The following is a 25,959-nucleotide window of genomic DNA, read 5'->3' as shown; positions in this document are numbered from 1 at the left end:
CCACGGTTCTCAGTGCCGCAGCAGGGTGTCGACGAAGCCGGGCAGCCAGGGCTGCCGGAGGCGCGTGCTGCGCGCGGCGCGGATGATGGCGCGCACCTCCGCCACCGTCTGGTGGAAATCGCGGTTCACCAGAACATGGTCGAAATCGCCCCAGTGGCTGATCTCGTCATGGGAAGCCTGCATGCGGCGGGCGATCTCCTCGGCGGAGTCCTGCCCCCGCCCGTGCAGGCGGCGTTCCAGCTCCTCCAGGCTCGGCGGCAGCAGGAACACGCTGACCACATCTCCCGGCAGGGCGGCGCGCAGCAGCAGGTGCCCCTGCCAGTCGATGTCGAACAGCACGTCGCGCCCGGCGGCCAGGGCTTCCTCCACCGGCGCGCGCGGCGTGCCGTAATGGCGGCCGAAGACGTTCGCGTGCTCCAGCATCCCGCCTTCCGCCACCATGGCGGCGAACTGCTCCGGCGAGCGGAAGAAATAATGCACCCCTTCCTGCTCCCCCGGCCGAGGCGCGCGGGTGGTGGCGCTGACCGAAAGGCGCAGCTCCGGCTCGCATTCCAGCAGGGCGCGGCTGACCGAGGATTTCCCGGCTCCCGAGGGCGCCGAGAGCACGAGGCAGATGCCGCGTCGCGAGATCCGGTTCATTCGAGGTTCGCCGCCTGTTCGCGCAGCCGCTCAACGGCCGCCTTGAGATCCAGGGAAAGCCCGGTCAGCGCCAATGATGCCGACTTGGCCCCCAGCGTGTTCGATTCGCGGCCGAATTCCTGGGCCAGGAATTCCAGCCGGCGGCCCACCGCCCCCCCTTCCGCCAGCAGGGCGCGCGCCGCCTCGACATGCGCGCCGAGCCGGTCCAGCTCTTCCCGCACGTCTGATTTCTGCGCCAGCAGCGCCACCTCGACGGCCAGGCGATCCTCAGGCACCCGCTTCTCGCCATCCAGCAGCTCGGCCAGGGCGGCGGACAGGCGCGCGCGGTGCGCGGCGGGCTGGCTGGCGGCCTCGGCCATGGCGGCCACGCGCAGGGCCGCGATCTCGTCCAGCAGCGCGCCGAGGATGCCGGCCAGCTTCTCCCCCTCCGCCCCGCGGGAAGCGGCCAGGGCCAGCAGGCATCGCTCGAAGCCGGCCGCCAGCGCGGCATGGCGCAGCATGTCGGCCTCCTCCTGCGGCTCCGGCGCCTCGGCGCGCAGCACGCCGGGCAGGGCCAGCACCGCCTCGGCGCGCGGCGGCGGGCAGCCGGGGATGCGGGCCGCGACCGAAAGCGCGAGCGCGATGGCCTGATCCAGCGCCGCCAGATCGGGGGTGAGGCGCGGCGCGCGGTCTTCCCGCTTCAGCGTCAGGGTGGCGGAAATGTTGCCGCGCCGGAACCGCGCCGTGGCGGCCTCGCGCAGCTTCGCCTCCAGCGCGTCCAGGCCGGGAGGCAGGCGCAGGCGCAGATCCAGGCCGCGCCCGTTGACGCTGCGCAGTTCCCACACGAAACCGGTGCCGTCCGGCAGGGCGCCCGCATCGCGAGCGAAGCCGGTCATCGAGGAAAGAGCCATGCCGGGCCTTCTCTCCCCCCCTGGCGCAGGATGCAAGCCATGACCGACGCGGTTCCGCCCTGGAATGTTGTTGCCATCACCGGGGCCTCCTCCGGCCTGGGGCGGGCCCTGGCGCTGGCCTGCGCCCGGCCGGGCGCCACGCTGCACCTCGCTGCCCGCAATCCTGGACGACTCGGAGAATCCGCTGCCGCCTGCCGGGCCCGGGGCGCCGTGGTGCGGGAAGTTGTTCTGGATGTGCGGGATGGCGCCGCCTGCGCCAACTGGATCGGCGGCATGGAACGGCTGGACCTGCTGGTGGCTAATGCCGGCATCTCCGGCGGCACGGGCGGCATGTCGGAGCCGGCGGCGCAGGTGCGGGCGATCTTCGACACCAACGTCTCGGGCGTGCTGAACACCGCCTTGCCGGCGCTGGACCGGATGGCCGCGCAGCCCGCCGGGCCGGATGGGGTGCGCGGCAGGATGGCGGTGATCGCCTCGGTCGCGGCCTTTGTCGCGGCGCCGGGGGCAGCCGCCTATTGCGCCAGCAAATCCGCCGTGCAGCGCTGGGCGGAAGCCACGGATGCCACGGAACGGGCCCGCGGCCTGCGTATCCATGCCGTCTGCCCCGGCTATGTCCGCACACCGATGACGGCGGTGAACGGCTTCCCCATGCCCTTCATGCTGGAGCCGGAGGACGCGGCGCGCCGCACCCTGGCCGGCCTGCGCGCCGGGCGCACGCGCATCGCCTATCCCTGGCCGACCTATGCCATGGCGCGGATCGCCGGGATGGTGCCGCTCGGGCTGCGGGCGGCGGTGGCGGCGCGGCTGCCGGCCAAGCCGATAACGGCGCCCTGAACGGCTGGCAGCCGGACCTTACCGGGCGCCGCGCTGCCGCTCGATCGCCCGCCACTTCGCCACATTGCGATTATGTTCCTGCAAGGTCCGGGCAAAAGCATGGCCGCCGGTGCCATCGGCAACGAAATACAGTTCATCCGTTTGCATCGGCTTCAGCACCGCGCGCAGCGCCTCCATGCCAGGGCTGGCGATCGGCCCCGGCGGCAGGCCGCGGTTGCGGTAGGTGTTGAAAGGATGGTCACGCTCCAGGTCGGCGCGGCTCAGCGGCCGGTCCAGCACGCCGCCATCGGCGGCGGCATAGGCCACGGTGGGATCCGATTGCAGCGGCATGCCCTGGCGCAGCCGGTTGATGAAAACCGCCGCGACGCGGGGCCGCTCCTCCTTCTGCCCGGTTTCCCGCTCCACGATGGAAGCCAGGATCAGCGCCTCGCGCGGGGTGTCCAGGGGCAGGTTCGGGGCACGCTCCGCCCAGAGCCGCTCCAGCGCCGCATGCATGGCGGCCTCGGCGCGGCGCACCAGGCCAGCGCGGGAATCACCATGGGAGAAGCTGTAGGTTTCCGGCAGCAGCGTGCCCTCGCCCACGGCCGGGATGTCGCCCGTCAGGCCCTCGGCCTGTTGCAGGATGGCCGCCATCTGCCGGGCCGTCAGCCCTTCCGGCAGGGTGACGCGGCGCTGCACCGGGCGCGCCTTGCGCAGCACATCCAGCACGGCTTCCAGCGAGGCGCGGGCGGGAAACAGATACTCGCCGGCACGCAGCGGGCCATCATCGCGCGTCGCCCAGACGGCTGCTGCGAAGATGCGGGGGTCGCGGATGGCACCCCGTTCGGCCAACAGGGTGCCGATCGCCTGGGCGCCGCTGCCGCGTGGTATGACGATGGCCGTGTCGGCCTGCAAAGGACCGGGGCTGAGCCAGGCTTCCCGGGCGAACCACGCGGCACCGCCGCCAGCCAGCACCAGAACCACCAACACTCCCAGAAGGAATTTGCGCATGTCGCCTCGTCCTTTGCAGGGCGGCGCAGCGCCCCATCCTTGCAGGCCGGCCACAACAGGGCATGGCCGTCGCCAAGATGGGGTGGGAGGGGCGTTCTGCCGCCCCCCGCCCGAAGTCAGATTCGCCGGAGCCGGCCGGCGGTCAGGTCACGGCACGCGGCCGGACCGCGCCGGCCCGCCCCTTCAGGGCGCCCGGCGGAATAGGATCGAGGCGTTGGTGCCGCCGAAGCCGAAGCTGTTGGACAGCGCCACCTCGATCGGCCGCTCCTGCGGTTGCAGCGCCACCCGGTCGATCACGCTTTCCCGGGAAGGCTCGTGCAGGTTCAGCGTCGGCGGGGCCACACGGTCGCGGATCGCCAGGATGGAGAACACGCCCTCCACCGCCCCGGCGGCGCCGAGCAGATGGCCGATCGCCGACTTGGTGGACGACATGGCGAGCTGCTTGCCGAACTCGCCAAACATCTTCTCCACCGCTTCCAGCTCCAGGTCATCGCCCATCGGCGTCGAGGTGCCGTGCGCGTTGACATACTGGACCTGATCCGGAGTGACGCCGGAGTTCTTGAAGGCAGCCTTCATGGCGCGGTAGGCGCCGTCATGGTTCTCGGCCGGGGCGGTGATATGGTAGGCGTCGCCGGACATGCCATAGCCGATGATCTCGGCATAAATCTTGGCACCACGCTTCTTCGCGTGTTCCAGTTCCTCCAGCACCATGATGCCGGCGCCTTCGCCCATGACGAAGCCGTCGCGCTCCTTGTCCCAGGGCCGGGAAGCTTCCTGCGGACGGTCATTGAAGCCGGTGGACAGGGCACGCGCGGCGCAGAAGCCGGCCATGCCGATGTCGGAGATCGCGGCCTCGGTGCCGCCCGCGACCATGACGTCGGCATCGCCCAGGGCGATCAGCCGCGCCGCGTCGCCCAGCGCGTGCACGCCGGTGGCGCAGGCCGTGACCACCGAATGGTTCGGGCCCTTGAAGCCGTATTTGATGGAAACATGGCCGGAAGCCAGGTTGATCAGCGCCGAGGGGATGAAGAAGGGCGACAACCGCCGCGCCTTGCCCGCTCCGACCAGCTGCGCGTTCTCGGAGATCGTCGGCAGGCCACCGATGCCGGAGCCGATCATCACGCCAGTGGCGTTGCGATCATCCTCCGACTCCGGAACCCAGCCGGAATCCTCGACCGCTTCCGTCGCCGCCACCATGGCGAGCTGGATGAAGCGGTCCATCTTCTTCTGGTCCTTGACCGGGATCCACTCGTTGAGATCGAGCTTCCCCTCGGCCTTCGGGCCGGTCGGCACCTCGCCGGCGATACGCGCCGGCAGGTCCTTGGCATCGAACAGATTGATCGGTCCGATGCCGCTCTCGCTGGCCAGCATCCGCTGCCACACATTCGCGACGCCGACGCCGAGCGGGCAAGCGATGCCCATCCCGGTGACGACGACGCGGCGCGGCGTCGTCAGAGATCCGAACACGCGTCTACCCCCTGATTCTTCAATGGCTCGGCGGCGCCAGGAAGGCCTTCAGGCGGCCTTCTGCGCCTCGATGTAGTCGATCGCGTCCTTGACGGTCGTGATCTTTTCCGCGGCATCGTCCGGGATTTCCACGCCGAACGCTTCCTCGAAGGCCATCACCAGTTCCACGGTGTCGAGGCTGTCCGCACCCAGGTCGTCAATGAAGGACGCCTCGGACGTGACCTTGGCTTCCTCGACACCGAGGTGCTCGACAACGATCTTCTTCACCTTCTCGGCGGTATCGCTCATCGACCGAGTCTCTCCTGCTTGCAGACATTGCCGCGCTTCCGGGTGGAGACCATCCCCGCCCTCGGCCAGCGCGGCCATTAACATGGAAGCCATCCGGGGAACAGAGAACCCCGGCCAGCCGTTTCAGGTCATGGCCATTCCGCCATTGACGTGAAGTGTTGCGCCGGTGACCCACCCCGCCTCCTCGGAGGACAGGTAGGCGACGGCGGCGGCGATGTCGGCCGGCGAGCCCATCCGCCCCAGGGGGATGCGTTCCATCAGCCGGGCCTTCTGCGCCTCGTTCAGCGCATCGGTCATCGGCGTCTCGATGAAGCCCGGCGCCACCACGTTCACCGTGATCCCGCGGGACGCCAGCTCCTGCGCCAGGGACTTGCTCATGCCGACCAGCCCGGCCTTGGCCGCGGCGTAATTCGCCTGCCCCGGATTGCCGGTGGTGCCGACAATGGAGGCGATCGAGATGATCCGCCCCGCCCGGCGCTTCATCATGCCGCGCATGGCGGCGCGCGCCAGGCGGAACGGCGCGGCGAGGTCGACCTCGATCACGTCGCTGAAATCCTTGTCGCTCATCCGCATGGCGAGGCCGTCGCGGGTGAAGCCGGCATTGTTGACCAGGATGTCGAGCCGGCCGAGTCCCGCCTCCACCTGATCCACCAGCGCCTGCGGGGCCGCGGGGTCGGACAGGTTGGCCGGCGCCACCAGCGCGCCGTCCCCCAGCTCCCCGGCCAGCGCCTCCAGCACCTCGCGCCGCGTGCCGGACAGCGCCACCCTGGCGCCCTGGCGATGCAGCACGCGGGCGATCTCGGCGCCGATGCCGCCCGTGGCGCCGGTAACCAGGGCGACCTTGCCGTCCAGTGCGAACATGGGGCGGGCTCCGCTCAAAGGATGTTCAGAGGGATTTCAGGAAGGCTTCGATGTCGGCCGGCGTGCCGACCGACTGCGCCTGCGCATCCGGCGCTAGCCGCTTCATCAGGCCGCTCAGCACCTTGCCCGAGCCGATCTCCACGAAGCGGTCGCAGCCCAGCTCCAGCATGGTGCCGACGCATTCGCGCCAGCGCACCGTGCCGGTCACCTGCTGCACCAGCAACTCGCGGATCTCCGCCGGATCGGTGGCCTTGGCGGCGGACACGTTGGCCACCACGGGCACCAGGGGCGGGCGCAGCTCGGCCAGCGCCAGGGCCTCGCTCATGGCATCGGCGGCGGGCGCCATCAGCGCGGAATGGAAGGGCGCGGACACCGGCAACAGCATGGCGCGCTTGATGCCGGCTTCCTTGGCCAGCGCCACGGCACGCTCCACCGCCGCGCGATGGCCGGAAATCACCACCTGCCCGCCGCCATTGTCGTTGGCGGCTTCCACCACCTCGGTCTCGCCCTCGGGGCCCGTGGCGGCGCGCTCGCAGATCGCGCGCGCCTGGTCCATCTCGGCGCCGAGAAGCGCGGCCATGGCGCCCATGCCGGCCGGCACCGCCTTCTGCATCGCCTCGCCGCGCAGCCGCAGCAGCCGCGCCGCGGTCGGGACGTCAAAGGTCTGGGCGGCGGCCAGGGCGCTGTATTCGCCAAGGCTATGCCCGGCAACCAGCGCCACGCGGGTTTTCAGGTCAAGGCCGCCTTCCTGCTCGAGCACCCGCAGCACGGCCAGCGAAACCGCCATCAGCGCCGGCTGGGCATTGGCGGTCAGCGTCAGCTCCTCCGCCGGCCCCTCGAACATCAGGCGGGACAGGTTCTGCTTCAGCGTCTCGTCGACGGCCTCAAAGACTTCGCGGGCCGGGGCGAAGGCTCCGGCAAGGTCGCGGCCCATGCCGACAGCCTGGCTGCCCTGGCCGGGGAACACAAAGGCGATCGGCATGGCTTCTGCTGGCTTCCCTGAGCAGGCGGCGCGTCGCGGCCGCAAAGGCGTTCCAATGGAAAGGCGGCGGGGTAACGGCGCCTTTCCTCCCTGTCAACATTTCTGACGTCCGCGTGAGCCTGCTTTTCCTTGCATGGTGGGGGGATTCATGATTAAGGCCGCGCTCCCCTGCCGGGCGCGTGAGGCATCGTGCCCGGCTATGCCTGTTTGCGCTCCCCGGCATGGGCCGGACGAGCCTTGGGCTGAGACAGCCAAAGGGAGATCCCATGCCGTTGTACGAGACCGTGCTCATCGCACGTAACGACCTGACGCAGGCGCAGGTCGAAACCATCACCGACCAGATCGCCTCCGTCGTCACCGAAGCCGGTGGCGAGATCAAGAAGCGCGAATACTGGGGCCTGCGTGGCCTGGCCTACCGGATCAAGAAGAACCGCAAGGGGCACTACATGCTCCTCGGCCTCGACTGCCCGCCGGCCGCCGAGCAGGAAGTCGCCCGTCAGCTCGGCCTGAACGAGGACGTGCTGCGCCACATGACGATCCGCGTCGAGGCGATCGACGCCGAGGCGCCGTCGGCGATCCTGGCCAAGCGTGGCGATGACCGCGAGCGCGACCGTTCCTTCCGTGGCCCGCGCCCGCCGGCCGGCCGCTTCTCGTCGGGCCGCCGCGAGCGCAGCGACGACCGTGAAGAATACCGTGCCCGTCCGCGCGACGAGGCCGAGACCACCGGCGGCGAGGAGTAATCCACCATGTCCGAGACCAACACCGACGTGAACATCGCCGCCCGCCGCCCCGCCGTGGGCGCCCGCCGGCCGTTCTACCGCCGCCGCAAGTCCTGCCCGTTCTCCGGCCCGAACGCGCCGAAGATTGACTACAAGGATGTGCGCCTGCTTTCCCGCTTCCTGAGCGAGCGCGGCAAGATCGTCCCTTCCCGGATCACCGCCGTGTCGGGGAAGAAGCAGCGCGAGCTGGCCAACGCCATCAAGCGCGCCCGCTTCCTGGCCCTGCTGCCCTACGTCATCAACGACTGAGCGCGGCGGACGGGATCTTCAGGACTTCAAGGAACACGGATCGGTGACGGCGGCGCAAACCCGGAACGGCCTGACCAACGACCCTCGCCTGCTGGCGGGCGTCGCGGGCGGGCTCGTTTCGGCGCTGGCGGCGCTGTTGGCCTTCCGTGGCCTGCCCTTCGGGCTCGGCCTGTTCTGGCTGTCGCCCCTGCCGCTGTTCATGGCGGGGCTGGGCTTCGGCAAGCTGGCTGGCGGCATCGCCGTCGGCACCGGCACCGTGGCCCTACTGCTGGCGCAGCCTGGATGGCTGACGGCGCTGTTGTGGCTCGGCCTTTATGGCGTGCCCGTGCTGCTGCTGCTGTTCCTCGGCTTGCAGGAACAGCCGCCGCGCATCAGCACCGGGCTGCCCTTGGCGGCGCTCGGCGTTTGGCCGGCGGCCCTGACCCTGCTGGCCGCCTTCCTGGCCGCCGATGCCGGTGGGCTGGAGGCGGTGCTGCGGGCGGCCGTGGCGATGGGGCTGGAACGGATGGGAACCGACGCGCCGGAAGCGGTGGTCACCCAGATCGTCCGCCTGCAGGCGGCGGCGCTGGCCTTGTGGCTGGCGATCGCGCTGGTGGCCAATAGCGCCGCGGCGCAGGCCTTCCTGCAGCGCCGGCGCCTGGCCCTGGCGCCGGCTCCCGCCTGGCGCCAATCGCACCTGCCCCGCTGGTACCCGGCGCTGCCGGGCCTGGCGGGCCTTGTGTGGCTGATGTCGGGCAGCGAGTCGCTGCTGCCGCTGTCGCTCTGCCTGGTGCTGTCGGTGCCGCTGCTGCTGCAGGGGCTGGCCGCCATGCACCGCAGACTGGCCAGCTTTTCCGGCCGGCTGCCGCTGCTGATCCTGTTCTATGTCCTGATTCTCGTCTTCAGCCTGCCGGGCGCCCTGGTTCTCGTGGCGCTCGGTCTCCTCGAACAATACGGGCGACGCAACCCGCCCGCGAACATGTGAGATCGGGGTTACACCGATGATCGAAGTCATCCTGATGCAGCGGGTCGACAAGCTCGGCCAGATGGGCGAGCTGGTGAAGGTCCGCCCAGGCTACGCTCGCAACTTCCTGCTTCCCCAGGGCAAGGCGATCCGCGCCAACAAGGACAACCTGGCCCGGTTCGAGCGCGAGCGCGCCCAGCTGGAAGCCCAGAACCTGAAGCGCCGCGAGGAAGCCGAGCGCGTGGCGGAGCGCATGGACGGCCTGACCGTCGTTCTGATCCGCTCCGCCGGCGAGTCGGGCGGCCTGTACGGCTCCGTTTCGGGCCGCGACATCGCCGAGGCCTGCAAGGAAGCCGGCCTCACCATCAACCGCAGCCAGGTGCTGCTGGAGCAGCCGATCAAGACCGTGGGCATCACCACGGTGAAGGTCGAGCTGCATCCGGAAGTGTCGCTGCCGGTGCAGGTGAACGTCGCCCGCTCCCCGGAGGAAGCGGAGAAGCAGGCGCGCGGCGAAGATGTGCGCGCCGAGCAGCAGGCCGAGGAGGAAAGCCTGGAGGCCGAGCTGGCCGCCGAGCTGTCCGACCTGGGCGCCGCCACGGAAGAGTGATCCTTCCCCTGTCCCGGCCTGCCCGGGGCTTCATCTGAATGCGGAAAGGGCGTCCCTCGGGGCGCCCTTTCCCGTTGCTGAACCGCCGGGCCGCGCTGACCGGGGCCGTTGATGCGGCCACACGGCCACCTTCCGCCGCCTGGATGAGGCCCGGGGGACACACCCCGGCTTTCATCCCCGCTATCCACAGGCGGAGCCTCGCCCCTGCCCGACGGGCGGGGCTAGTATGGCGGCATGAACAGCGTGTCCGCCCCCGGCGAGGGGATGCTCGGCCTTTCCCAGCGTCTTCCCCCTTCCAATGCCCAGGCTGAGCAGGCGCTGCTGGGCGCCCTGCTCGCCAACAACAAGGCCTATGAGCGGGTCTCGGAATTCCTCGCCGCCGAGCATTTCGCCGATGCCGTGCATGGCCGCATCTTCGCCGCCATCCAGCGCCGAATCGAGGCCGGGCAACTCGCCGATGCGGTGACGCTGCGCGCCGAGTTCGAGCATTCCGGCGCCCTGGCTGAGGTCGGCGGCTCCGCTTATCTGGCGCAGCTGCTGTCGGCCATGGTCGGCATCATCAATGCCGGTGAATATGGCCGCGTCATCCATGACGCCTGGCTGCGCCGGCAGCTGATTGATCTTGGCGAAACGGTGGTGAACCGTGCCTTCGGCGCCGAGGCCGAGCTGGACGCCAAGGAACAGCTGGAAGCCGCCGAGCAGGCGTTGTTCGACCTGGCCAAGGATGGCGGCAGCGAGGGGGGCTTCGTCACCTTCGGCCGCGCGCTGACCGACGCCGTGTCCCTGGCGGAAAAGGCCTTCAGCAGCGGCGGCGGCGTGTCCGGCCTGCCTTCCGGCCTGCGGGACCTCGATGCCAAGACCGGCGGGCTGCATCCCTCGGACCTCGTGATCCTCGCCGGGCGCCCCGGCATGGGCAAGACGGCGCTGGCCACGAAGGTGGCCTTCGGCGCCGCCAAGTCTCTGCTGCGCGCGGCCGAGGACGAGCACGGCCCCGGCGCCGTGCCGAAGGGCGGCTGCGCCATCTTCTCGCTGGAAATGAGCGCCGACCAGCTCGCCACCCGCCTGTTGTCCGAGGAAGCGCGGGTTTCCGGCGACCGCATCCGCCGCGGCGAGATCCAGCAGCGGGACTTCGACCGCTTCGTGGAAGTCAGCCGCGAGCTGGCCCGCCTGCCGCTCTTCATCGATGACACGCCGGCCATCACCATCTCGGCGCTGCGCACACGCTGCCGGCGCATCAAGCGCACGCGCGGCCTCGACCTGATCGTGGTGGACTATCTTCAGCTGATGCGCCCCGCCGCCGGATCGCGGCCGGAGAACCGGGTGCAGGAGATCAGCCAGATCACCCAGGGGCTCAAGGCCATCGCCAAGGAGCTGGCGGTGCCGGTGATCGCGCTGTCGCAGCTGTCGCGCCAGGTGGAGAACCGCGAGGACAAGCGCCCGCAGCTTTCCGACCTGCGCGAATCCGGCTCCATCGAGCAGGACGCCGACATGGTCATGTTCGTCTATCGCGACGATTATTACCTGAAGATGCAGGAGCCGAAGCAGACCGCCTTCGACAACATGGAGAAGTTCGAGGCCGCCCACACCTCCTGGCGGGACCGGATGGAGAAGGCCTATAACCGCGCTGACCTGATCGTCGCCAAGCAGCGCCACGGCCCCACCGGCACCATCCCCCTCTTCTTCGAGGCCGAGTTCACCCGCTTCGGCGACCTCGACATCACCCATGGCGGAGGGGCGGATGGCTATTGATCCGGTGGAAGGGGGCCGTGCCGGCGAGCTGCTGATCGACCTCGGCGCCCTGGTGGCCAATTGGCACGATTTGTGCGAGCGCCATCAGAGCGGCCCCGTGGCCGGCGTGGTGAAGGCGGATGGCTACGGCCTCGGCGCGGCCGCGGTGGCCAAGGCGCTGGCGTCCGCGAGTTGCTGGAACTTCTTCGTGGCGCAGCTTTCGGAAGGCATCGCCCTTCGCCGCGCCCTCAGTCAGGGGCCGATGATCGCCGTGCTGGGCGGCTTTCCGCCCGGGGCGGATGGCGGCGCCGGGCTGACGCCGGTGATCAACACGCCGCAGGACCTCGCCGCGCATCGCGCCGCCGGCACAAGGGGCGCCATCCTGCACATCGACACCGGCATGGAGCGTCTCGGCCTCGATGCGCGCGAGCTGGGCGAGGCGGGCGACCTGTCCGCCCTCGGCCTCCGCCATGTCATGACCCACCTCGCCTGCGCCGATGAGCCGGATCATCCGCTCAATGCCGTGCAGGCGCGCCGCTTCAACGAGATGGCGGCGATGCTGCCGGGCGTGCCGCGCTCCTTCGCCAATTCCTCTGGTCTGTTCCTCGGGGAGGCCTTCGAATCCGACCTCGCCCGCCCTGGCGCCGCGCTTTACGGGCTGAACCCCACACCCGGGCATCCCAACCCGATGCGCTGCGTGCTCCGCCTGTCCGTGCCGGTGCTGCAGATCCGCCAGGTGCGGGCCGGCGCCACGGTGGGCTATGGCGCCACCTGGATGGCGAAACGTGACAGCCGGATCGCCACCATTGCGGCCGGCTATGCCGATGGCTACCTTCGCGCCCTGTCCGGCCGGGGCCTCGCGGTGGCCGCCGGCCGCACCGTGCAACTGGTGGGCCGCGTATCCATGGACCTGATCACCCTCGACGTCACCGACGTGCCTGACCTCGCCGTGGGCGATCGCGTGGAGCTGATCGGCCCGGAGCAGACGCCGGATGCCGTGGCCGCGCTGGCGGGCACCATCGGCTATGAAGTCCTGACGGCGCTCGGCGCCCGCTACGCGCGGCGCTACATCACGGCATGATGCGGCATCACTGATTTGCTCAATCCGCTGTCTTTCCTGGCCCTGATCGGCGGGGCCGCGCTCGCGGCCTGCCGGCAGGTCGGCGCCCTCACCCTGTTCGCCGCGGAAGCGCTGTCGCATCTGCTGCGGCCGCCCTTCTACCCGCGCATGTTCGCCCGCGCCTTCGTCGAGATCGCCTATTTCTCGCTGCCGGTGGTGGCGCTGACGGCGGTGTTCACCGGCATGGTGCTGGCGCTGCAATCCTATTCCGGCTTTTCCCGCTTCGGCGCCGAGAGCGCGATCGCCAACGTGGTGGTGCTATCCATCACGCGGGAGCTGGGGCCGGTGCTGGCCGGACTGATGGTGGCCGGCCGCATCGGCGCCGCCTTCGCCGCCGAGATCGGCACCATGCGCGTCACCGACCAGATCGACGCCCTGACCACCCTGTCCACCAACCCGATGAAGTACCTGGTGGCGCCGAGGCTGGCCGCCGGGACGCTGGCCATGCCCCTGCTGGTGGTGGTGGCCGATATCCTGGGCGTCATGGGCGGCTGGCTGATCGGCACCACCCAGCTCGGCTTCTCCTCGGCCAGCTACCTGACCAACACGATCAACTTCGTCCAGTTCGAGGACGTGTTCTCCGGCCTGGTGAAGGCCGCCGTGTTCGGCTTCGTCATCACGCTGATGGGCTGCTGGAGCGGCTACACCAGCCGGGGCGGCGCGCAGGGCGTGGGCGCCGCCACCACCATGGCCGTGGTGTCCTCCTCCATCCTGATCCTGGCGCTGGACTACGTGGTCACGGCGATGTTCTTCGGCTGATGCACACCACCAACCCCAAGATCCGCCTGCGCGGCCTCACCAAGCGCTTCGGCGACAAGCTGGTGCTGGATGGCGTCGACCTGGACGTGCAGCCCGGCCAGGGGATGGTGATCCTGGGCGGCTCCGGCTCCGGCAAGTCGGTCACCATCAAGTGCATCCTCGGGCTGATCCAGCCCGACGCAGGCACCATCGAGATCGACGGCCGGAACGTGCTGGCCATGGGCCGGCGCGACCGCGAGGCGCTGCTCGACCGCACCGGGATGCTGTTCCAGAACGCGGCGTTGTTCGACAGCCTGCCCGTCTGGGAGAATGTCTGCTTCAAGCTCCTGGCGCAGAAGCGCATCACCCGCGCCCAGGCGCGCGACAAGGCGGCCGAGGTGCTGGCCCAGGTCGGCCTCGCCGCATCGGTGGGCGACCTTTCGCCCAATGAGCTGTCGGGCGGCATGCAGAAGCGTGTGGGCCTGGCGCGCGCCATCGCCGCCGAGCCGGACATCATCTTCTTCGACGAGCCGACCACCGGCCTCGACCCCATCATGGGCGCGGTGATCGACGGGCTGATCGTCGATGTGGTGGAGCGCCTGGGCGCCACAGCCGTGTCGATCACCCATGACATGGCCAGCGCCCGGCGCATCGGCACCAAGGCGGCGATGATCCACAAGGGGCGCATTGTCTGGACCGGCGCCGCCTCGGCGCTCGGCGAAACCGGCAACCCGCTGGTGGATCAGTTCGCCCGCGGCGAGCGCGAAGGCCCGATCCAGATGGAATTGCGGAAATAGGATCAGGCCGCCGGCCGGGCCAGGCAGCCGGTGCCTCAGGCGTCTTCCTCAGGCACGTCCCTCAGGCACGTTCCTGCAACCGCAGCATGGCGGTTCCGCCGGCTTCGTCGCTGCCGCTTTCGGGCAGGCCGGTCAGCTCGCGCAGCGCGGCTGCCAGGGCGCCGCGCGACAGCGGCTTGCGCAGCAGCGCGGTGCGTCCCTGGCCACCGCTGGTCGCCCAGCCGCCGGGCAGGCTGCCGTAACCGGTGGCGAACACCACCGGCACGCCACGCCGCACCAGCAGGTCGGCCACCGGAAACACCGCCTGGCCGGCCAGGTTGACATCCAGCACCGCCGCCAGCAGCTCGCCATCGGACGCCGCCAGATCCATCGCCTGCTGCAACGTCGCGGCCGGCCCGGTCACGGTGAAGCCCATTCCGCGCAGCTGGGCCTCAAGCTCCATCGCCACCAGCGGCTCGTCTTCCGCCAGCAGGATGCGGCGCACCGCGGGTGGCAGGGCCGGGCGGGCCGCGGGCTGCGGCAGGGCGGGCTGCGCATTGATCGGCCCCCGCAGCGACAGGCGCTCGGCGGCGATGGTCATGGTGCATTGCAGCCCATCCGGCTGCCAGTCATAGGTGATGCGCCCGCGGAACTGGCTTCGGACCGTGGCGTCCACCATCCGCAGGCCGAAGCCGCGCCGCACGGGACGCGCGACCGGCCGGCCCGGAGCGGCATGTTCCGTCCAGACCACCTGCAATCCCTGCTGCGGCGTCGCCTCCCAATGCACGGAAACGCGGCCGCCAGGATCGGCCAGCGCCCCATGGCGGATGGCGTTGGTGGTCAGCTCATGCGCCACCATGGAGGCCGCCTGCACCGCCTCCGGCGACAGCCATACCCTGGGGCCGCCGATGCTGACGCGCCCTTCGCCGACATAGCCCGCCAGTTCCGCCTCGATCAGCAGGCGCAGGTCGCTCCCGGTCCAGTTCTCGGAGGCAAGGAGCGTGTGAGCACGCGCCAGGGCGCTGACCCGGCCTTCCACCGTGGCCGCGAAATCAGCGGGGTCGGGGGTTTCGGTCATGCGCAGGATGGACTGCACCACGGCCAGGGCGTTCTTGGCGCGGTGATCCACCTCCCGCATCAGCATCACCTGCCGCTCCTCGGCGGCACGGGAATCGGTGACATCCTCGCCCGAGGCGACGATCACCGTCAGCCGCCCATCGGCATCGCGCAGCGTGGCGTTGTGCCAGGTGATCAGGCGCTGCTCGCCATCGGCCCGCAGGACGGAGGTTTCATGCACCGTGGGGAGCATGTCGACACCCCCGGTCGCGATCCGCTCGAACATCAGGCGCGTGGCGGGACGGGCCGCCAGGGGCAGGAACTCCGACACCCAGTCGCGGCCGATCGCCTCGTTCTCATGCCGCAGGCCCAGAACCTCCAGGCCGCGCCGGTTGATGCCCTGCACCCGGCCATCCGGCCCCAGCACCAGCAGCACCACCCCCGCCACGTCGAAATACAGCCGCGCCCGGTCGCGCTCGGCCCGCAGCGCCTGCGCCACCGCCTCGGCCGCCTGCACCCGCCCTTCCGCCACGGCACGGCTGCGGATCAGTTCAGCGGAACGGTGCAGGCCCAGGCGCAGCGCCTCGAACTCGGCCACCCCGACCGGCGTGTGGAGCTGCGGCGCGGGGCCGCCGGCCGCCAGTGCCTCGGCTTCGGCGGCCAGACTGCCGATCGGCTGCAGCAGGCGCCGCGAAACGATCAGGGCCAGGATCAACCCGGCGAGCAGGAGGGCCAGCCCCCCCAGGGACAGGCGCGTCAGCGGCGCGCGCCAGGCGGCGACATAGCGCTCATATGGAATGCCCACCACGGCGGCCCAGGGCAGGCGCTCCAGCCGCTGGAAGGCCGTGGTCAGCTCCCGCCCGTCCGAGGCGGTGCCATGCACCAGCCCGCTTTCAGCGCTGGCGACGGCAGTCGCGGCCCAAAGAGGAACCGACTGGCCGACCGCCGCCCGGCCGACGGAACGGGCAATCAGCCGCCCTTCCAGCGCATGGACCAGCCCCGAGATCTCGCCCGGACGCATGCCGATCATGGCATCCGCCAGATGAACGGAGTTGAAGGCCAGCATCACCACCAGCCCGTCATTCCGGTCGCCAGCCGACCTGTCGCCGTTCCTTTGGACGGGCGCGAAAATCGTGAGATGCGGCTGCTCGCCGGAATTCGGCAAAAAGATGTCGCTGATCGCCGGGCGCCCGCTGGTCAGGACCTGGTCGATCCAGAGCCGTCCGGCGACAGGCGGCAGATCACTGCCCAGCCTTTGGCGCGTGTCCAGCAAGCGGCCCCCGTCGGCGCGCGCCACCGACACCCAGCCATCATACCTTGCCGCCACGCTGGCGGCATGGGCATAGAAATCGGCCATCATTTCCGAGTCGATGGCGGCATTGCGGCGCAGGGCGGGCCAGCTCGCCAGGCCCGCGGCGCTGGCCAGCAGCGCCTCCAATTCGCGGTCCAGCGCGACGGCCATGGCGCTCGCGGAGGTGCGCAGGGATTCCTCGACCTGCTCCCGCTGCGCTTCCGACAACTGCCAGGTCGTGGCGATGCCGCCCGCCAGGGCCGGCACCAGCACCGCCCCTACCAGCGCAAGCAGGTAAAGGCGCAGGCCCCTGGCGCGGCGCCGCGGCCCTTCATCCACGCCATTCCGGGCCGAGCTGATCACGGCCGCTTCCGCAGAAGCGCTTGTGGGTCCGCCTCGCCGCGCAGGACAAGCATCATGTACCCTTGTCCGGAGGGCGGCAGGGCGCCGCCATCAAGATCTGCCATTGAGAACGGTCCAGAATTGAAACGTGCAAATCCTGCATCTCTACAACCAAAGGTACGCCGAACCTTACCTCTTACGCTCTCAAACTGAAGGGGCTTCTCATCACGAGAAAGTCAGAGTTTAGGTATCAGAATAAGCATCCTTTGAAAAATCATTACAAAACAGTCATGTAACTTCTTCTCTTGCTATGTATTAGCACCCATTCGATTCAAGCATGGCGCGAGCTTCACTGTTCGCCAAGCCTTGATTCTATCCTTCGACGCGCGTTGCGCCGCAGCATGGAGGCTAGGCCTTCCCTGGTTCCCTGCCCTCATGCGGAGGCGACTGACCTTCCGAAGGCAGTTCGGGTTCTGCTGGCGCCTTGGTGGCACGCTTCCGGCCCCGTGGCATGGACAGGCCGATGGCCTTCCTTCTTTCAGCCGCGCCACACGGTGTCGCCTACCCTGCGTGCGCGTTTTGTTCTAGAATCCGGCTCATGGCCAAAACCTCCACGCGCTTTGTTTGCCAGAATTGCGGTGCTGTTCATTCCCGCTGGCAGGGCCGCTGCGATGGCTGCGGCGAATGGAACACCATTGTCGAGGAACAGCCGGAGGCCCCGCGTGCCCCAGGCCCTGCCGGAAAGTCGCGGGGTGGCCGCGCCATCGAGTTCGTCGGGCTCAAGGGACGCGCCGCGCCGCCCCCGCGCACCCGCACCGGGCTGGAGGAGCTGGACCGGGTGCTGGGCGGCGGCTTCGTGCCCGGCAGCGTGGTGCTGGTGGGCGGCGATCCCGGCATCGGCAAGTCCACCATCCTGCTGCAGGCCGCCGCGCGCATCGCCAGCGCGGGCAAGCGCACCCTCTACATCTCGGGCGAGGAAGCAATCGACCAGGTGCGCCTCCGGGCGCTTCGCCTCGGCCTGACGGACAGCCCGCTCGGCCTCGCCGCCTCCACCAGCCTGCGCGACATCGCGGCCAGCCTGGAGGAGGAGCAGGACTGCACACTGGTGATCATCGATTCGATCCAGACGGTGTGGCTGGACAGCCTCGATTCGGCGCCGGGCACGGTCAGCCAGGTGCGCGCCTGCGCCGCCGAGCTGACGCGGCTGGCCAAGACCCGGAACTTCGCCGTGGTGCTGGTGGGCCACGTCACCAAGGAGGGGACGCTGGCCGGCCCGCGCGTGCTGGAGCACATGGTGGACGCCACGCTGTATTTCGAAGGGGATCGCGGCCACCAGTTCCGCATCCTGCGCGCGGTGAAGAACCGCTTCGGCGCCACGGACGAGATCGGCGTCTTCGAGATGACCGACAAGGGGCTGATGGAGGTGGCCAACCCTTCCGCCCTGTTCCTGGCCGAGCGGCGCGGCAACATCTCCGGCAGCGCCGTGTTCGCCGGCATGGAGGGAACCCGGCCGGTGCTGGTGGAGATCCAGGCGCTGCTTTCGCCCTCGGCCTCCGGCGGCTCGCCGCGCCGGCAGGTGGTGGGATGGGATTCGGGGCGGCTGGCCATGCTGATGGCGGTGCTGGAAAGCCGCTGCCGCGTCAGCCTCGGCCAGAACGACGTGTACCTGAACATCGCCGGCGGCCTGCGCATCAACGAGCCGGCGGCCGACCTCGCCGTCGCCGCCGCGCTGGTGTCCGCCGCGACCGACCGGCCCACCGACCCGGACCGCGTCTTCTTCGGCGAGGTCGGGCTGTCGGGCGAGGTCCGGCAGGTGGCGCAAACCGATCTGCGGCTGCGGGAAGCCGCCAAGCTCGGCTTCGCCGCCGCCACCCTGCCCCGCCGCGTGGCGCGCGGCGGCCGCCCTCCCGGCAAGGGGCCGGAAGGATTGCGCCTGGCGGAAATCGGCCATCTGGCCGATCTGGTGGCGCCGCTCGCCGCCGCGGCGGCGCGCAAGCCGGCCAAGGACGCGCCCCCGGAGGAGGAGGCCGCGGAGGAAGCGTGACTCGCTGCCCGGGCTTGGCTATAGGCTGGCGCCGATGACCTGGGTCGATGGCATTGTCCTCGCGGTGATGGCCCTTTCGGCCCTGATCGCCTTTTCCCGTGGCCTGGTGCGCGAGGTTCTGGGCGTCGGCGCCTGGATCGGCGCCCTGGTCGCCGCCCTTTACCTCTTGCCGGTGCTGAGCCCCCTCGCGGCCGGCGTCATCCAGCCCACCTGGCTGGCGGAGCTGATCGCCGCGGCTGGCGGCTTCCTTCTGGCGCTGATCGTGCTGAAGCTGCTGATCGCCTGGTTCGCCGCCCGCGTCCGGGCTTCGGTGCTTGGGGGTCTGGACCGCGCGCTCGGCATGGTGTTCGGCCTCGCGCGGGGTGCTTTTCTGGCCGTGCTCGCTTATATCCTGGCCGGCCTCGTGCTGCCTTCGGTGGAGCGCTGGCCGGAGCCTGTCCGCGATGCCCGCAGCCTGCCCGTGGTGGCCGGCGCCGCGGGATGGCTTGTCGCGCAGCTGCCGCCGGAGTATCGCCCCCGGCTTCCGGACCTGCCGCAGGGCAGGCTGCCGGTCATGGATGATCTGCTCCGCCCGCCCGCGCGGGAGCGCAGCTGAAACAGCCCCGCCGCCGAGCGGGGCTGACGCCTTTCCGGCCCCATCCCGGGACCGGCTGTGTTATCTGGCCTGTGCGACCCGGTCCTGGCCGAAACCGTGTTCAGACCGGTCCGTGGCCGGAAAAGAGGATGCCGATGCAGCCCCTGTTCTCCACCAATCCGCACGACGATGACGGCTTCCATGAGGAATGCGGCGTTTTCGGCGTTTGGAACGCGACCGACGCTGCGGCGCTGACCGCGCTCGGCCTGCATGCGCTGCAGCATCGTGGCCAGGAGGCTTCCGGCATCGTCACCCTGTCCGGCCATGAGGATGACCGCGGCAGCTTCCACCAGCATCGCGGTCTTGGCCTGGTGGGGGACATCTTCGGCGATGCCAAGGTCATGGCGCAGCTCAAGGGCCGCTGCGCGGTCGGCCACAATCGCTACGCCACCACGGGCGAGACCGCCCTGCGCAACGTGCAGCCGCTTTATGCCGATTTCGAGTTCGGCGGCCTTGCTGTCGCCCATAACGGCAACCTCACCAATGCGGGGACGCTGAAGCGCACCCTGGTGCGGCGCGGCTGCCTGTTCCAGAGCACCACCGATTCCGAGGTGTTCGTCCACCTCATCGCCATCAGCCTGTATTCCAACGTGGTGGACCGGCTGATCGACGCGCTGAAGCAGGTGCAGGGCGCCTATTCCCTGGTGGCGCTGCACAATGGCGCGCTGATCGGCGCGCGCGACCCGCTCGGCGTCCGCCCGCTGGTGCTGGGCCGCATCGGCCCCGCGGAAAACGGCGCCTATGTCCTGGCCAGCGAAACCTGCGCCCTCGACATCGTCGGCGCCGAGTTCGTGCGCGACATCGAGCCGGGCGAGGTCGTCATCATCAACAATGACGGGCTGCGCAGCATCCAGCCCTTCGGCCGCAGCCAGGGCCGCTTCTGCATCTTCGAATATGTCTACTTCGCCCGCCCGGATTCGGTGGTGGAGGGCACGCCTGTCTACCAGACGCGCAAGCGGATCGGCGCCGAGCTGGCGCAGGAAAGCCCGGTCGAGGCCGACGTGATCGTGCCGGTGCCGGATTCCGGCGTGCCGGCGGCGATGGGCTATGCCACTGAGTCTGGCATCCCGTTCGAGCTGGGCATCATCCGCAACCATTATGTCGGCCGCACCTTCATCGAGCCGACCGACCAGATCCGCCACCTCGGCGTGAAGCTCAAGCACTCGGCCAACCGGGCGATGATCGAGGGCAAGCGCGTCATCCTGGTGGACGATTCCATCGTGCGCGGCACCACCTCCAAGAAGATCGTCGAGATGGTGCGGCAGGCCGGCGCCCGGGAGGTGCACATGCGCATCTCCTCGCCGCCGACCACCCATCCCTGCTTCTACGGCATCGACACGCCGGAACGCGCCAAGCTGCTGGCCGCCAATCACGATGTCGAGGAAATGGCGCGCATCATCGGCGCCGACAGCCTGGCCTTCATCTCGCTGGACGGCATGTATCGCGCCCTCGGCCGTCCGGGCCGGGATGCCAGGAACCCGGGCTATTGCGATGCCTGCTTCACCGGCGACTACGCCATTCCGCTGACCGACCTGGCCGACCATCCGGAGCGCGAGCCGGCCCTGCTCGCCGCGAACGGGCAGTAAGCCGTGGCTGAACTGGATCGTCCCCTGAAGGGGCAGGTTGCGCTGGTCACCGGCGCCAGCCGCGGCATCGGCGCTGCGCTGGCGGTGGCACTGGCCCGGCGCGGCGCCCATTGCGTGCTGGTCGCCCGCACCCATGGCGGCCTCGAGGAAACCGACGACGCCATCCGCGCGGCGGGCGGCAGCGCCACGCTGCTGCCCTTCGACCTGGCCGGCAAGGAAGCCGACAAGATCGACAGCTTCGGCCCTTCCCTGGTGGAGCGCTTCGGCCGGCTCGACATCCTGGCGCATGTGGCCGGCGCGCTGGGCAGCCTGACGCCCATCGCGCATATCCAGCCGCGCGACTGGACACAGCTCGTGGGCGTCAACATGACCGCCACCTGGCGGCTGATCCGCACCTGCGACCCGCCGCTGCGCGCGGCGCCCGCGGGGCGGGCCGTCTTTGTCACCACCGGCCGGGTGCAGCGCCCGAAGCCCTTCTGGGGCCCCTATGGCGCCACCAAGGCGGGCATGGAGCACATGGTGAAGACCTGGGCCCTGGAGGTGGAGAACACGCCGCTGCGGGTGAACCTGTTCGACCCGGGCGTGGTGGCCACCAAGATGCGCGCCCAGGCCATGCCGGGCGAGGACCCCTCCACCGTCACCCAGCCGGAGGAGGTCGCCCCGGCACTGGCCGACCTTTGCATGCCTGCCGAGGCCCGGAACGGCGAAACGGTTCCGTTCAGCCGCTGATGCCCGCCGAATGGGGGCGCCGCCGCTTGACGGCGGCGCGGCCGCGGGCGCAGATACCCGGCATGTCCGCGACCATCATTATCAAGCGCATTACCAAGACGACCGCTCCGGCGGGGCGTCCTCTGGTGCGTGCGCGGTGACTGCCACGGCATAAAGCACCAGAAGGCCCCGCCGGAGACGGACGGGGCGCTGCAACAGGCCCCGTCTCTCCGGCCTCAAACGCGAGAGAGACACCATGCCCACCCTCGAAGACACCGTTGCCGCGCAGCCGCACCAGCAGGTGGCCAGCCATCCGGTTGTCGCCATTGTTGGCGCCACCGGCGCCGTCGGTGTCGAGCTGCTGCACTGCCTGGAGCGGCGAAACTTCCCCCTTTCCCGCCTGAAGCTGCTGGCCTCCGCGCGCTCGGCCGGTAAGACCATGCGCTTCAAGGGACAGGACCTCACGATCGAGGCGCTGGAGGAAGCCAGCTTCGAGGGCGTGGACCTCGCCCTGTTCTCCGCCGGCAGCGGCATCTCCAAGCGCTTCGCCGCGGCAGCGGTGAAGGCCGGCGCGGTGGTGGTCGACAATTCCTCCGCCTTCCGCATGGATGCCGAGGTGCCGCTGGTGGTGCCCGAGGTGAACGGCGCGGCGATGGCGGGCCATCGCGGCATCGTCGCCAACCCAAACTGCGTCGCCGCCATCGCCACCATGGCGCTGGCGCCGTTGCAGGCCCGCCATGCCATCCGCCGCCTGCATGCGGCGACCTACCAGGCCGCGTCCGGAGCCGGCGCCGCCGCCATGGAGGAGCTGCGCCAATCCACCGCCGCCGCCCTGCGGGGCGAGGCCTTCGAGCCCAAGGTCCTGCCGCACCCCTACGCCTTCAACCTGTTCAGCCACAATGCGGAGATGGACCCCGTCACCGGCTATAACGGGGAGGAGCTGAAGGTGGTGGCCGAGACGCGCCGCATCATGGGAATGCCGGAGCTGCCGATCGGCATCACCTGCATCCGCGTCCCCGTGCTACGCGCCCATGCCATGGCGCTGACCGTGGAGTTCGAGGAACCCGTCACACCGGAACAGGCCCGCGCCGCCTTCGAGAACGCCCCAGGCGTGAAGCTGGTGGACGACCGGGAGCGCAACTACTTCCCGATGCCCTCCGACGCTTCGGGCCAGGATGACGTGCTGGTGGGCCGCATCCGCGCCGATCTCGGCGATCCGTCCGGCCGCTCGGTCGCCCTGTTCGTGGTGGGCGACCAGCTGCTGAAGGGCGCGGCGCTGAATGCCGTGCAGATCGCTGAGGCGCTGCTGCGGCGCTGAGGGCCGCCGGGGGCCACATGCCCCCGGAAATCCCCCCCCGGCCGGCGGCCTTTCTGCCCGGCCGGGGACGGTGCTAGCATCGGGCCCGCTGCGGAACGGCCCAGCGCCAGCCACCGAAGCGGAGCAAGCCGGCATGATCTTCCTGTGCACCGCCTGCGGCACCTCCTACGCCGACGCCGCGTCCCCGCCCGCCGCCTGCGCGGTCTGCGAGGATGAGCGCCAATACATCCCCGCCTCCGGCCAGTCCTGGATCGCGCGGGACGATCTGCGGAAACGGCACCGCAATGCCTGGCAACAGCACGAGGCGGGCCTGTTCAGCCTGCAAACCGTGCCGGCCTTCGCCATCAACCAGCGCGCCTTCCTGCTCACCACGCCGCTGGGGAACATCCTTTGGGACTGCGTCGCGCTGCTCGACGAGGCAACGGAGGCGCTGGTGCACGGGCTGGGCGGGATCGCCGCCATCGCCATCTCGCACCCCCACTACTACACCACGATGCAGGACTGGGCCGCTGCCTTCGGGGCCACCATCCATCTGCACGCGGCGGACCGGGACTGGATCATGCGCCCTTCGCCGGCCATCCGGCTTTGGGATGGCGACACGCTGGAAATCGCGCAGGGGGTGACCTTGCTTCGCGCCGGCGGGCATTTTCCGGGCGGCACGGTGCTGCACTGGGCCAGCACGGCGGATGGCGCGGGCGCCCTGCTTCCCGGCGACATCGTGCAGGTCGCGCCGGGCGCGCGGCGCGTTTCTTTTATGTGGAGCTATCCAAACATGATGCCGCTTTCCGCGGCGGAGGTGCGGCGCATCGCCGCCCGGCTGGCACCCTGGCGGTACCGCCGCATCTATGGCGCCTTCGCCGGCCAGGATGTGATGCGGGATGGCCCGGCCATCATCGCCCGCTCGGCCCGCCGCTATGTCGAGCTGCTGGGCGAGGCTCCCTGAAGCGGCGTCCACCCCCGGCGGTCAGCCGAAGCGGCCTCACGCATACAGGTCATCGAAGAAGCGCCGCTCCAGCGCCACCGCCCGGCCGAACAACGCGCCGCAGGCGGCTTCCTCGGCCGGGCCGGTGCGGTCCAGCTCCGCCCGCAGCCAGCCCACGAAGTCGCGGAAGAACGGGTTGCGGTGCAGGGTGATCCATTCGGCATGGATGAACTCGGGCGGCGGCGGGCCGGTGTGGCGCTCCGCCCAGTCGAGGTAGAGCCCCTCGAACACCAGCAGCACGGCGATGCAGCGGGAATAGGACCGGCTGTCCGCCGCCTCCTTCATCAGCGCCTGGAAGCCGATGGTGGTTTCGGTCAGGACGGGGTTGCGGCGCTCGGCGGCGGGCACGCCGAGGGCGTCGAAGCAGCGCTGGAAATAGGTGTTCTCGTCGCTGGTGATCATGGCCAGGAAGCGCGCCAGGCGCAGCCGGGCGGGAAAGCTGTCGGCGCTGGCGATGGCGGCGCCGAGCAGCGCCACGAAGCGGTCGAGGAACTGGTAGTCCTGCACCAGGTAGCGCCGCATCACGGCGGTGGGGACGGTGCCGGCGCACAATTCCCGCACGAAGCGGTGGGTGGCGGCCGCTTCCCAATCGGCGGCATGGGCGGCGCGCAGCTTGGCGGTGAGGCTCATGGCGGTTCCTCCTTCCCGTGGCGGCTTCCCGGGAGACTTTCCCGGGGCCGCCCTTGTGCGGCGATGCGTAGCAGTTTCACGCGCGGGGGTCGCCCCCGGCGGCGAATCTGCCTAAAGACGAAGGCAACCGTTCCCCTGGAGAAAGCCCGCCATGACCAGCTTCGACCTCATCCTGCGTGGCGGGACCTGTGTGCTCCCCTGGGGGGAGGCCCGGGCCGATGTGGGCGTCAGCGCCGGCCGCATCGCCGCCATCGGTGACCTCGGCACGGCCACAGCGCCGGAGGTGGTGGACTGCAAGGGCCTGCACGTGCTGCCCGGCCTGATCGACCCGCATGTGCATCTGCGCGACCCCGGCGACCCGGCGGTGGAAACCATCCCCACCGGCACGAAGGCGGCCATCCTGGGCGGCATCACCGCCGTTTTCGACATGCCGAACACCACCCCCTCCATCACCAGCCAGAAGGCGCTGGAGGACAAGCGCGCCTATATCCAGGGCAAGGCGTGGTGTGACATCGGCTTCTATGTCGGCGCCGGCAAAAGCAACATCGCGCAGCTGGCCGAGCTGGAGCTGGAGCCCGATGTTTGCGCGATCAAGGTGTTCGCCGGCAGCAGTACGGGCGACCTGCTGGTGGAGGATGATGCCTCGCTGGAGCGGGTGATGCGCTCCGGCCGCCGCCGCATCGCCTACCATTCGGAGGACGAATACCGGTTGCAGGAGCGCAAGCCGCTCTATGCCGCCGGCGGCCCGCACAAGCTGCACGCCGAATGGCGCGATGTGGAATGCGCGCTGCTCGGCACCCGCCGCCTGATGGCGCTGGCCCGCGAGACCGGCCGCCCGGCGCACATCCTGCACGTTTCCACCGCCGAGGAGCTGGACTACCTGCGCGACTTCCGCGACGTCGCGACGGTCGAGCTGCTGGTGAACCACCTGTCGCAGACCGACGAGGCCTATGACCGCCTTGGCGGCTACGCGGTGATGAACCCGCCGATCCGCGAGGCGCGGCACATGGCGGCGGCCTGGGCGGCGGTGGCCGATGGCCGGGTGGACTGCATCGGCTCCGACCACGCGCCGCATTCCCGCGCCAACAAGGAGAAGCCCTGGCCGCAGACCGCCGCCGGGCTGACCGGGGTGCAGACCCTGGTGCCGATCATGCTGGACCACGTGAACAATGGCCGCCTCAGCCTGACCCGTCTCGTCGATCTGATGGCGGACGGCCCGGCCCGCGTTTACGGCGCGCTGAACAAGGGGCGCCTGGTGGCAGGCTTCGACGCCGACTTCACCGTGGTGGACATGAAGCACCGGCGCACCATCGAGGAATCCTGGATTGCCTCCCCCTGCGGCTGGACCCCCTTCGCCGGGCAGAGCGTCACCGGCTGGCCGGTGATGACGATCATCCGCGGCCAGGTCGCGATGCGGGAGGACGCGGTGCAGGGCGAGCCCGCCGGCCGCACCGTCCGCTTCCGCTGAACGGCGCGG

25 protein-coding genes are annotated in these 25,959 nt (G+C 70.1%); 16 read left to right on the top strand and 9 right to left on the bottom strand.

The window, feature by feature from the left end:
• Positions 1-9 precede the first annotated feature (9 nt).
• Together gmk and F0Q34_RS00975 are read right to left on the bottom strand one after the other, a co-directional pair.
• A complete protein-coding gene (gene gmk, locus F0Q34_RS00980; protein ID WP_149810276.1) occupies positions 10-639 on the bottom strand; it encodes a guanylate kinase in 630 nt (209 codons plus the stop codon).
• Positions 636-1,529, bottom strand: coding sequence for a YicC/YloC family endoribonuclease (locus tag F0Q34_RS00975; RefSeq protein WP_149810275.1), 894 nt, complete (start codon positions 1,527-1,529; stop codon positions 636-638). Before F0Q34_RS00975 ends, gmk begins: the two co-directional genes overlap by 4 nt.
• A 39-nt stretch (positions 1,530-1,568) precedes the next feature.
• Here F0Q34_RS00975 and F0Q34_RS00970 point away from each other — a divergent pair, with 39 nt between their 5' ends.
• Complete coding sequence (locus tag F0Q34_RS00970) at positions 1,569-2,363, top strand: SDR family NAD(P)-dependent oxidoreductase (RefSeq protein WP_241665245.1); 795 nt, start codon at positions 1,569-1,571, stop codon at positions 2,361-2,363.
• A gap of 18 nt (positions 2,364-2,381) precedes the next feature.
• Here the strand turns inward: F0Q34_RS00970 and mltG are convergent, their stop codons facing one another.
• The 5 genes from mltG to fabD all read right to left on the bottom strand — a co-directional run bounded on the left by mltG (position 2,382) and on the right by fabD (position 6,951).
• A complete protein-coding gene (gene mltG / locus F0Q34_RS00965; RefSeq protein ID WP_149810273.1) occupies positions 2,382-3,353 on the bottom strand; it encodes an endolytic transglycosylase MltG in 972 nt (323 codons plus the stop codon).
• A gap of 183 nt (positions 3,354-3,536) precedes the next feature.
• The gene (gene fabF / locus F0Q34_RS00960; RefSeq protein WP_149810272.1) at positions 3,537-4,820 is read right to left on the bottom strand and encodes a beta-ketoacyl-ACP synthase II; all 1,284 of its coding nucleotides are present in this window, start codon (positions 4,818-4,820) and stop codon (positions 3,537-3,539) included.
• A gap of 48 nt (positions 4,821-4,868) precedes the next feature.
• Complete coding sequence (locus F0Q34_RS00955) at positions 4,869-5,108, bottom strand: acyl carrier protein (protein WP_120009070.1); 240 nt, start codon at positions 5,106-5,108, stop codon at positions 4,869-4,871.
• A gap of 123 nt (positions 5,109-5,231) precedes the next feature.
• A complete protein-coding gene (fabG, locus tag F0Q34_RS00950; RefSeq protein WP_149810271.1) occupies positions 5,232-5,969 on the bottom strand; it encodes a 3-oxoacyl-[acyl-carrier-protein] reductase in 738 nt (245 codons plus the stop codon).
• A 25-nt stretch (positions 5,970-5,994) separates the two neighbouring features.
• On the bottom strand, positions 5,995-6,951 hold the full coding sequence (gene fabD, locus F0Q34_RS00945; RefSeq protein ID WP_149810270.1) for an ACP S-malonyltransferase: 957 nt from the start codon (positions 6,949-6,951) through the stop codon (positions 5,995-5,997).
• A 266-nt stretch (positions 6,952-7,217) separates the two neighbouring features.
• On the opposite strand from fabD, the gene rpsF reads away from it, so the two are divergent.
• From rpsF to F0Q34_RS00905, 8 genes are all read left to right on the top strand, one after another.
• Positions 7,218-7,691, top strand: coding sequence for a 30S ribosomal protein S6 (rpsF, locus tag F0Q34_RS00940; RefSeq protein WP_149810269.1), 474 nt, complete (start codon positions 7,218-7,220; stop codon positions 7,689-7,691).
• Positions 7,692-7,697: 6 nt separating this feature from the next.
• A complete protein-coding gene (gene rpsR, locus F0Q34_RS00935) occupies positions 7,698-7,979 on the top strand; it encodes a 30S ribosomal protein S18 (protein ID WP_109516818.1) in 282 nt (93 codons plus the stop codon).
• Positions 7,980-8,022: 43 nt separating this feature from the next.
• Entirely contained in the window at positions 8,023-8,943 is a 921-nt protein-coding gene (locus F0Q34_RS00930; protein ID WP_149810268.1) for a DUF2232 domain-containing protein, read from the top strand.
• Between the two features lie 16 nt (positions 8,944-8,959).
• Positions 8,960-9,529: a 50S ribosomal protein L9 gene (gene rplI, locus F0Q34_RS00925; RefSeq protein WP_149810267.1), complete on the top strand. Its 570-nt coding sequence runs from the start codon at positions 8,960-8,962 to the stop codon at positions 9,527-9,529.
• 234 nt (positions 9,530-9,763) lie between these two features.
• A complete protein-coding gene (locus F0Q34_RS00920) occupies positions 9,764-11,278 on the top strand; it encodes a replicative DNA helicase (protein ID WP_149810266.1) in 1,515 nt (504 codons plus the stop codon).
• Entirely contained in the window at positions 11,268-12,338 is a 1,071-nt protein-coding gene (alr, locus tag F0Q34_RS00915; protein WP_149810265.1) for an alanine racemase, read from the top strand. The genes F0Q34_RS00920 and alr overlap by 11 nt, the downstream gene beginning before the upstream one ends.
• Before the next feature lie 15 nt (positions 12,339-12,353).
• Positions 12,354-13,136, top strand: coding sequence for an MlaE family ABC transporter permease (locus F0Q34_RS00910; RefSeq protein WP_149810264.1), 783 nt, complete (start codon positions 12,354-12,356; stop codon positions 13,134-13,136).
• Complete coding sequence (locus F0Q34_RS00905) at positions 13,136-13,912, top strand: ABC transporter ATP-binding protein (protein ID WP_149810263.1); 777 nt, start codon at positions 13,136-13,138, stop codon at positions 13,910-13,912. The genes F0Q34_RS00910 and F0Q34_RS00905 overlap by 1 nt, the downstream gene beginning before the upstream one ends.
• Before the next feature lie 61 nt (positions 13,913-13,973).
• Here the strand turns inward: F0Q34_RS00905 and F0Q34_RS00900 are convergent, their stop codons facing one another.
• Complete coding sequence (locus F0Q34_RS00900; RefSeq protein WP_149810262.1) at positions 13,974-16,601, bottom strand: HWE histidine kinase domain-containing protein; 2,628 nt, start codon at positions 16,599-16,601, stop codon at positions 13,974-13,976.
• Positions 16,602-17,178: 577 nt separating this feature from the next.
• On the opposite strand from F0Q34_RS00900, the gene radA reads away from it, so the two are divergent.
• The 6 genes from radA (at position 17,179) to F0Q34_RS00870 (ending at position 23,813) form a co-directional block, all read left to right on the top strand.
• Entirely contained in the window at positions 17,179-18,624 is a 1,446-nt protein-coding gene (gene radA / locus F0Q34_RS00895) for a DNA repair protein RadA (protein WP_149810261.1), read from the top strand.
• Between the two features lie 34 nt (positions 18,625-18,658).
• Positions 18,659-19,219: a CvpA family protein gene (locus F0Q34_RS00890; protein ID WP_149810260.1), complete on the top strand. Its 561-nt coding sequence runs from the start codon at positions 18,659-18,661 to the stop codon at positions 19,217-19,219.
• Positions 19,220-19,347: 128 nt separating this feature from the next.
• On the top strand, positions 19,348-20,844 hold the full coding sequence (gene purF / locus F0Q34_RS00885) for an amidophosphoribosyltransferase (RefSeq protein WP_149810259.1): 1,497 nt from the start codon (positions 19,348-19,350) through the stop codon (positions 20,842-20,844).
• Positions 20,845-20,847: 3 nt separating this feature from the next.
• Positions 20,848-21,573 carry an SDR family NAD(P)-dependent oxidoreductase gene (locus tag F0Q34_RS00880; protein WP_241665244.1) on the top strand — a complete coding sequence of 242 codons (726 nt, stop codon included), beginning with the start codon at positions 20,848-20,850 and terminating at the stop codon, positions 21,571-21,573.
• A 235-nt stretch (positions 21,574-21,808) separates the two neighbouring features.
• Positions 21,809-22,870, top strand: coding sequence for an aspartate-semialdehyde dehydrogenase (locus F0Q34_RS00875; RefSeq protein WP_174241960.1), 1,062 nt, complete (start codon positions 21,809-21,811; stop codon positions 22,868-22,870).
• A gap of 133 nt (positions 22,871-23,003) precedes the next feature.
• Positions 23,004-23,813, top strand: coding sequence for an MBL fold metallo-hydrolase (locus F0Q34_RS00870; protein ID WP_149810258.1), 810 nt, complete (start codon positions 23,004-23,006; stop codon positions 23,811-23,813).
• 36 nt (positions 23,814-23,849) lie between these two features.
• Here F0Q34_RS00870 and F0Q34_RS00865 read toward each other — a convergent pair whose 3' ends face one another.
• Entirely contained in the window at positions 23,850-24,482 is a 633-nt protein-coding gene (locus F0Q34_RS00865; RefSeq protein ID WP_149810257.1) for a TenA family protein, read from the bottom strand.
• A 151-nt stretch (positions 24,483-24,633) separates the two neighbouring features.
• Between F0Q34_RS00865 and F0Q34_RS00860 the strand changes: the two genes are divergently transcribed.
• A complete protein-coding gene (locus tag F0Q34_RS00860) occupies positions 24,634-25,950 on the top strand; it encodes a dihydroorotase (RefSeq protein ID WP_149810256.1) in 1,317 nt (438 codons plus the stop codon).
• Positions 25,951-25,959 lie beyond the last annotated feature (9 nt).

It is taken from the genome of Teichococcus oryzae (assembly GCF_008386565.1).
GTDB classification, from domain to species: domain Bacteria; phylum Pseudomonadota; class Alphaproteobacteria; order Acetobacterales; family Acetobacteraceae; genus Pseudoroseomonas; species Pseudoroseomonas oryzae.
This window is presented reverse-complemented; position numbering and strand designations above follow the sequence as displayed.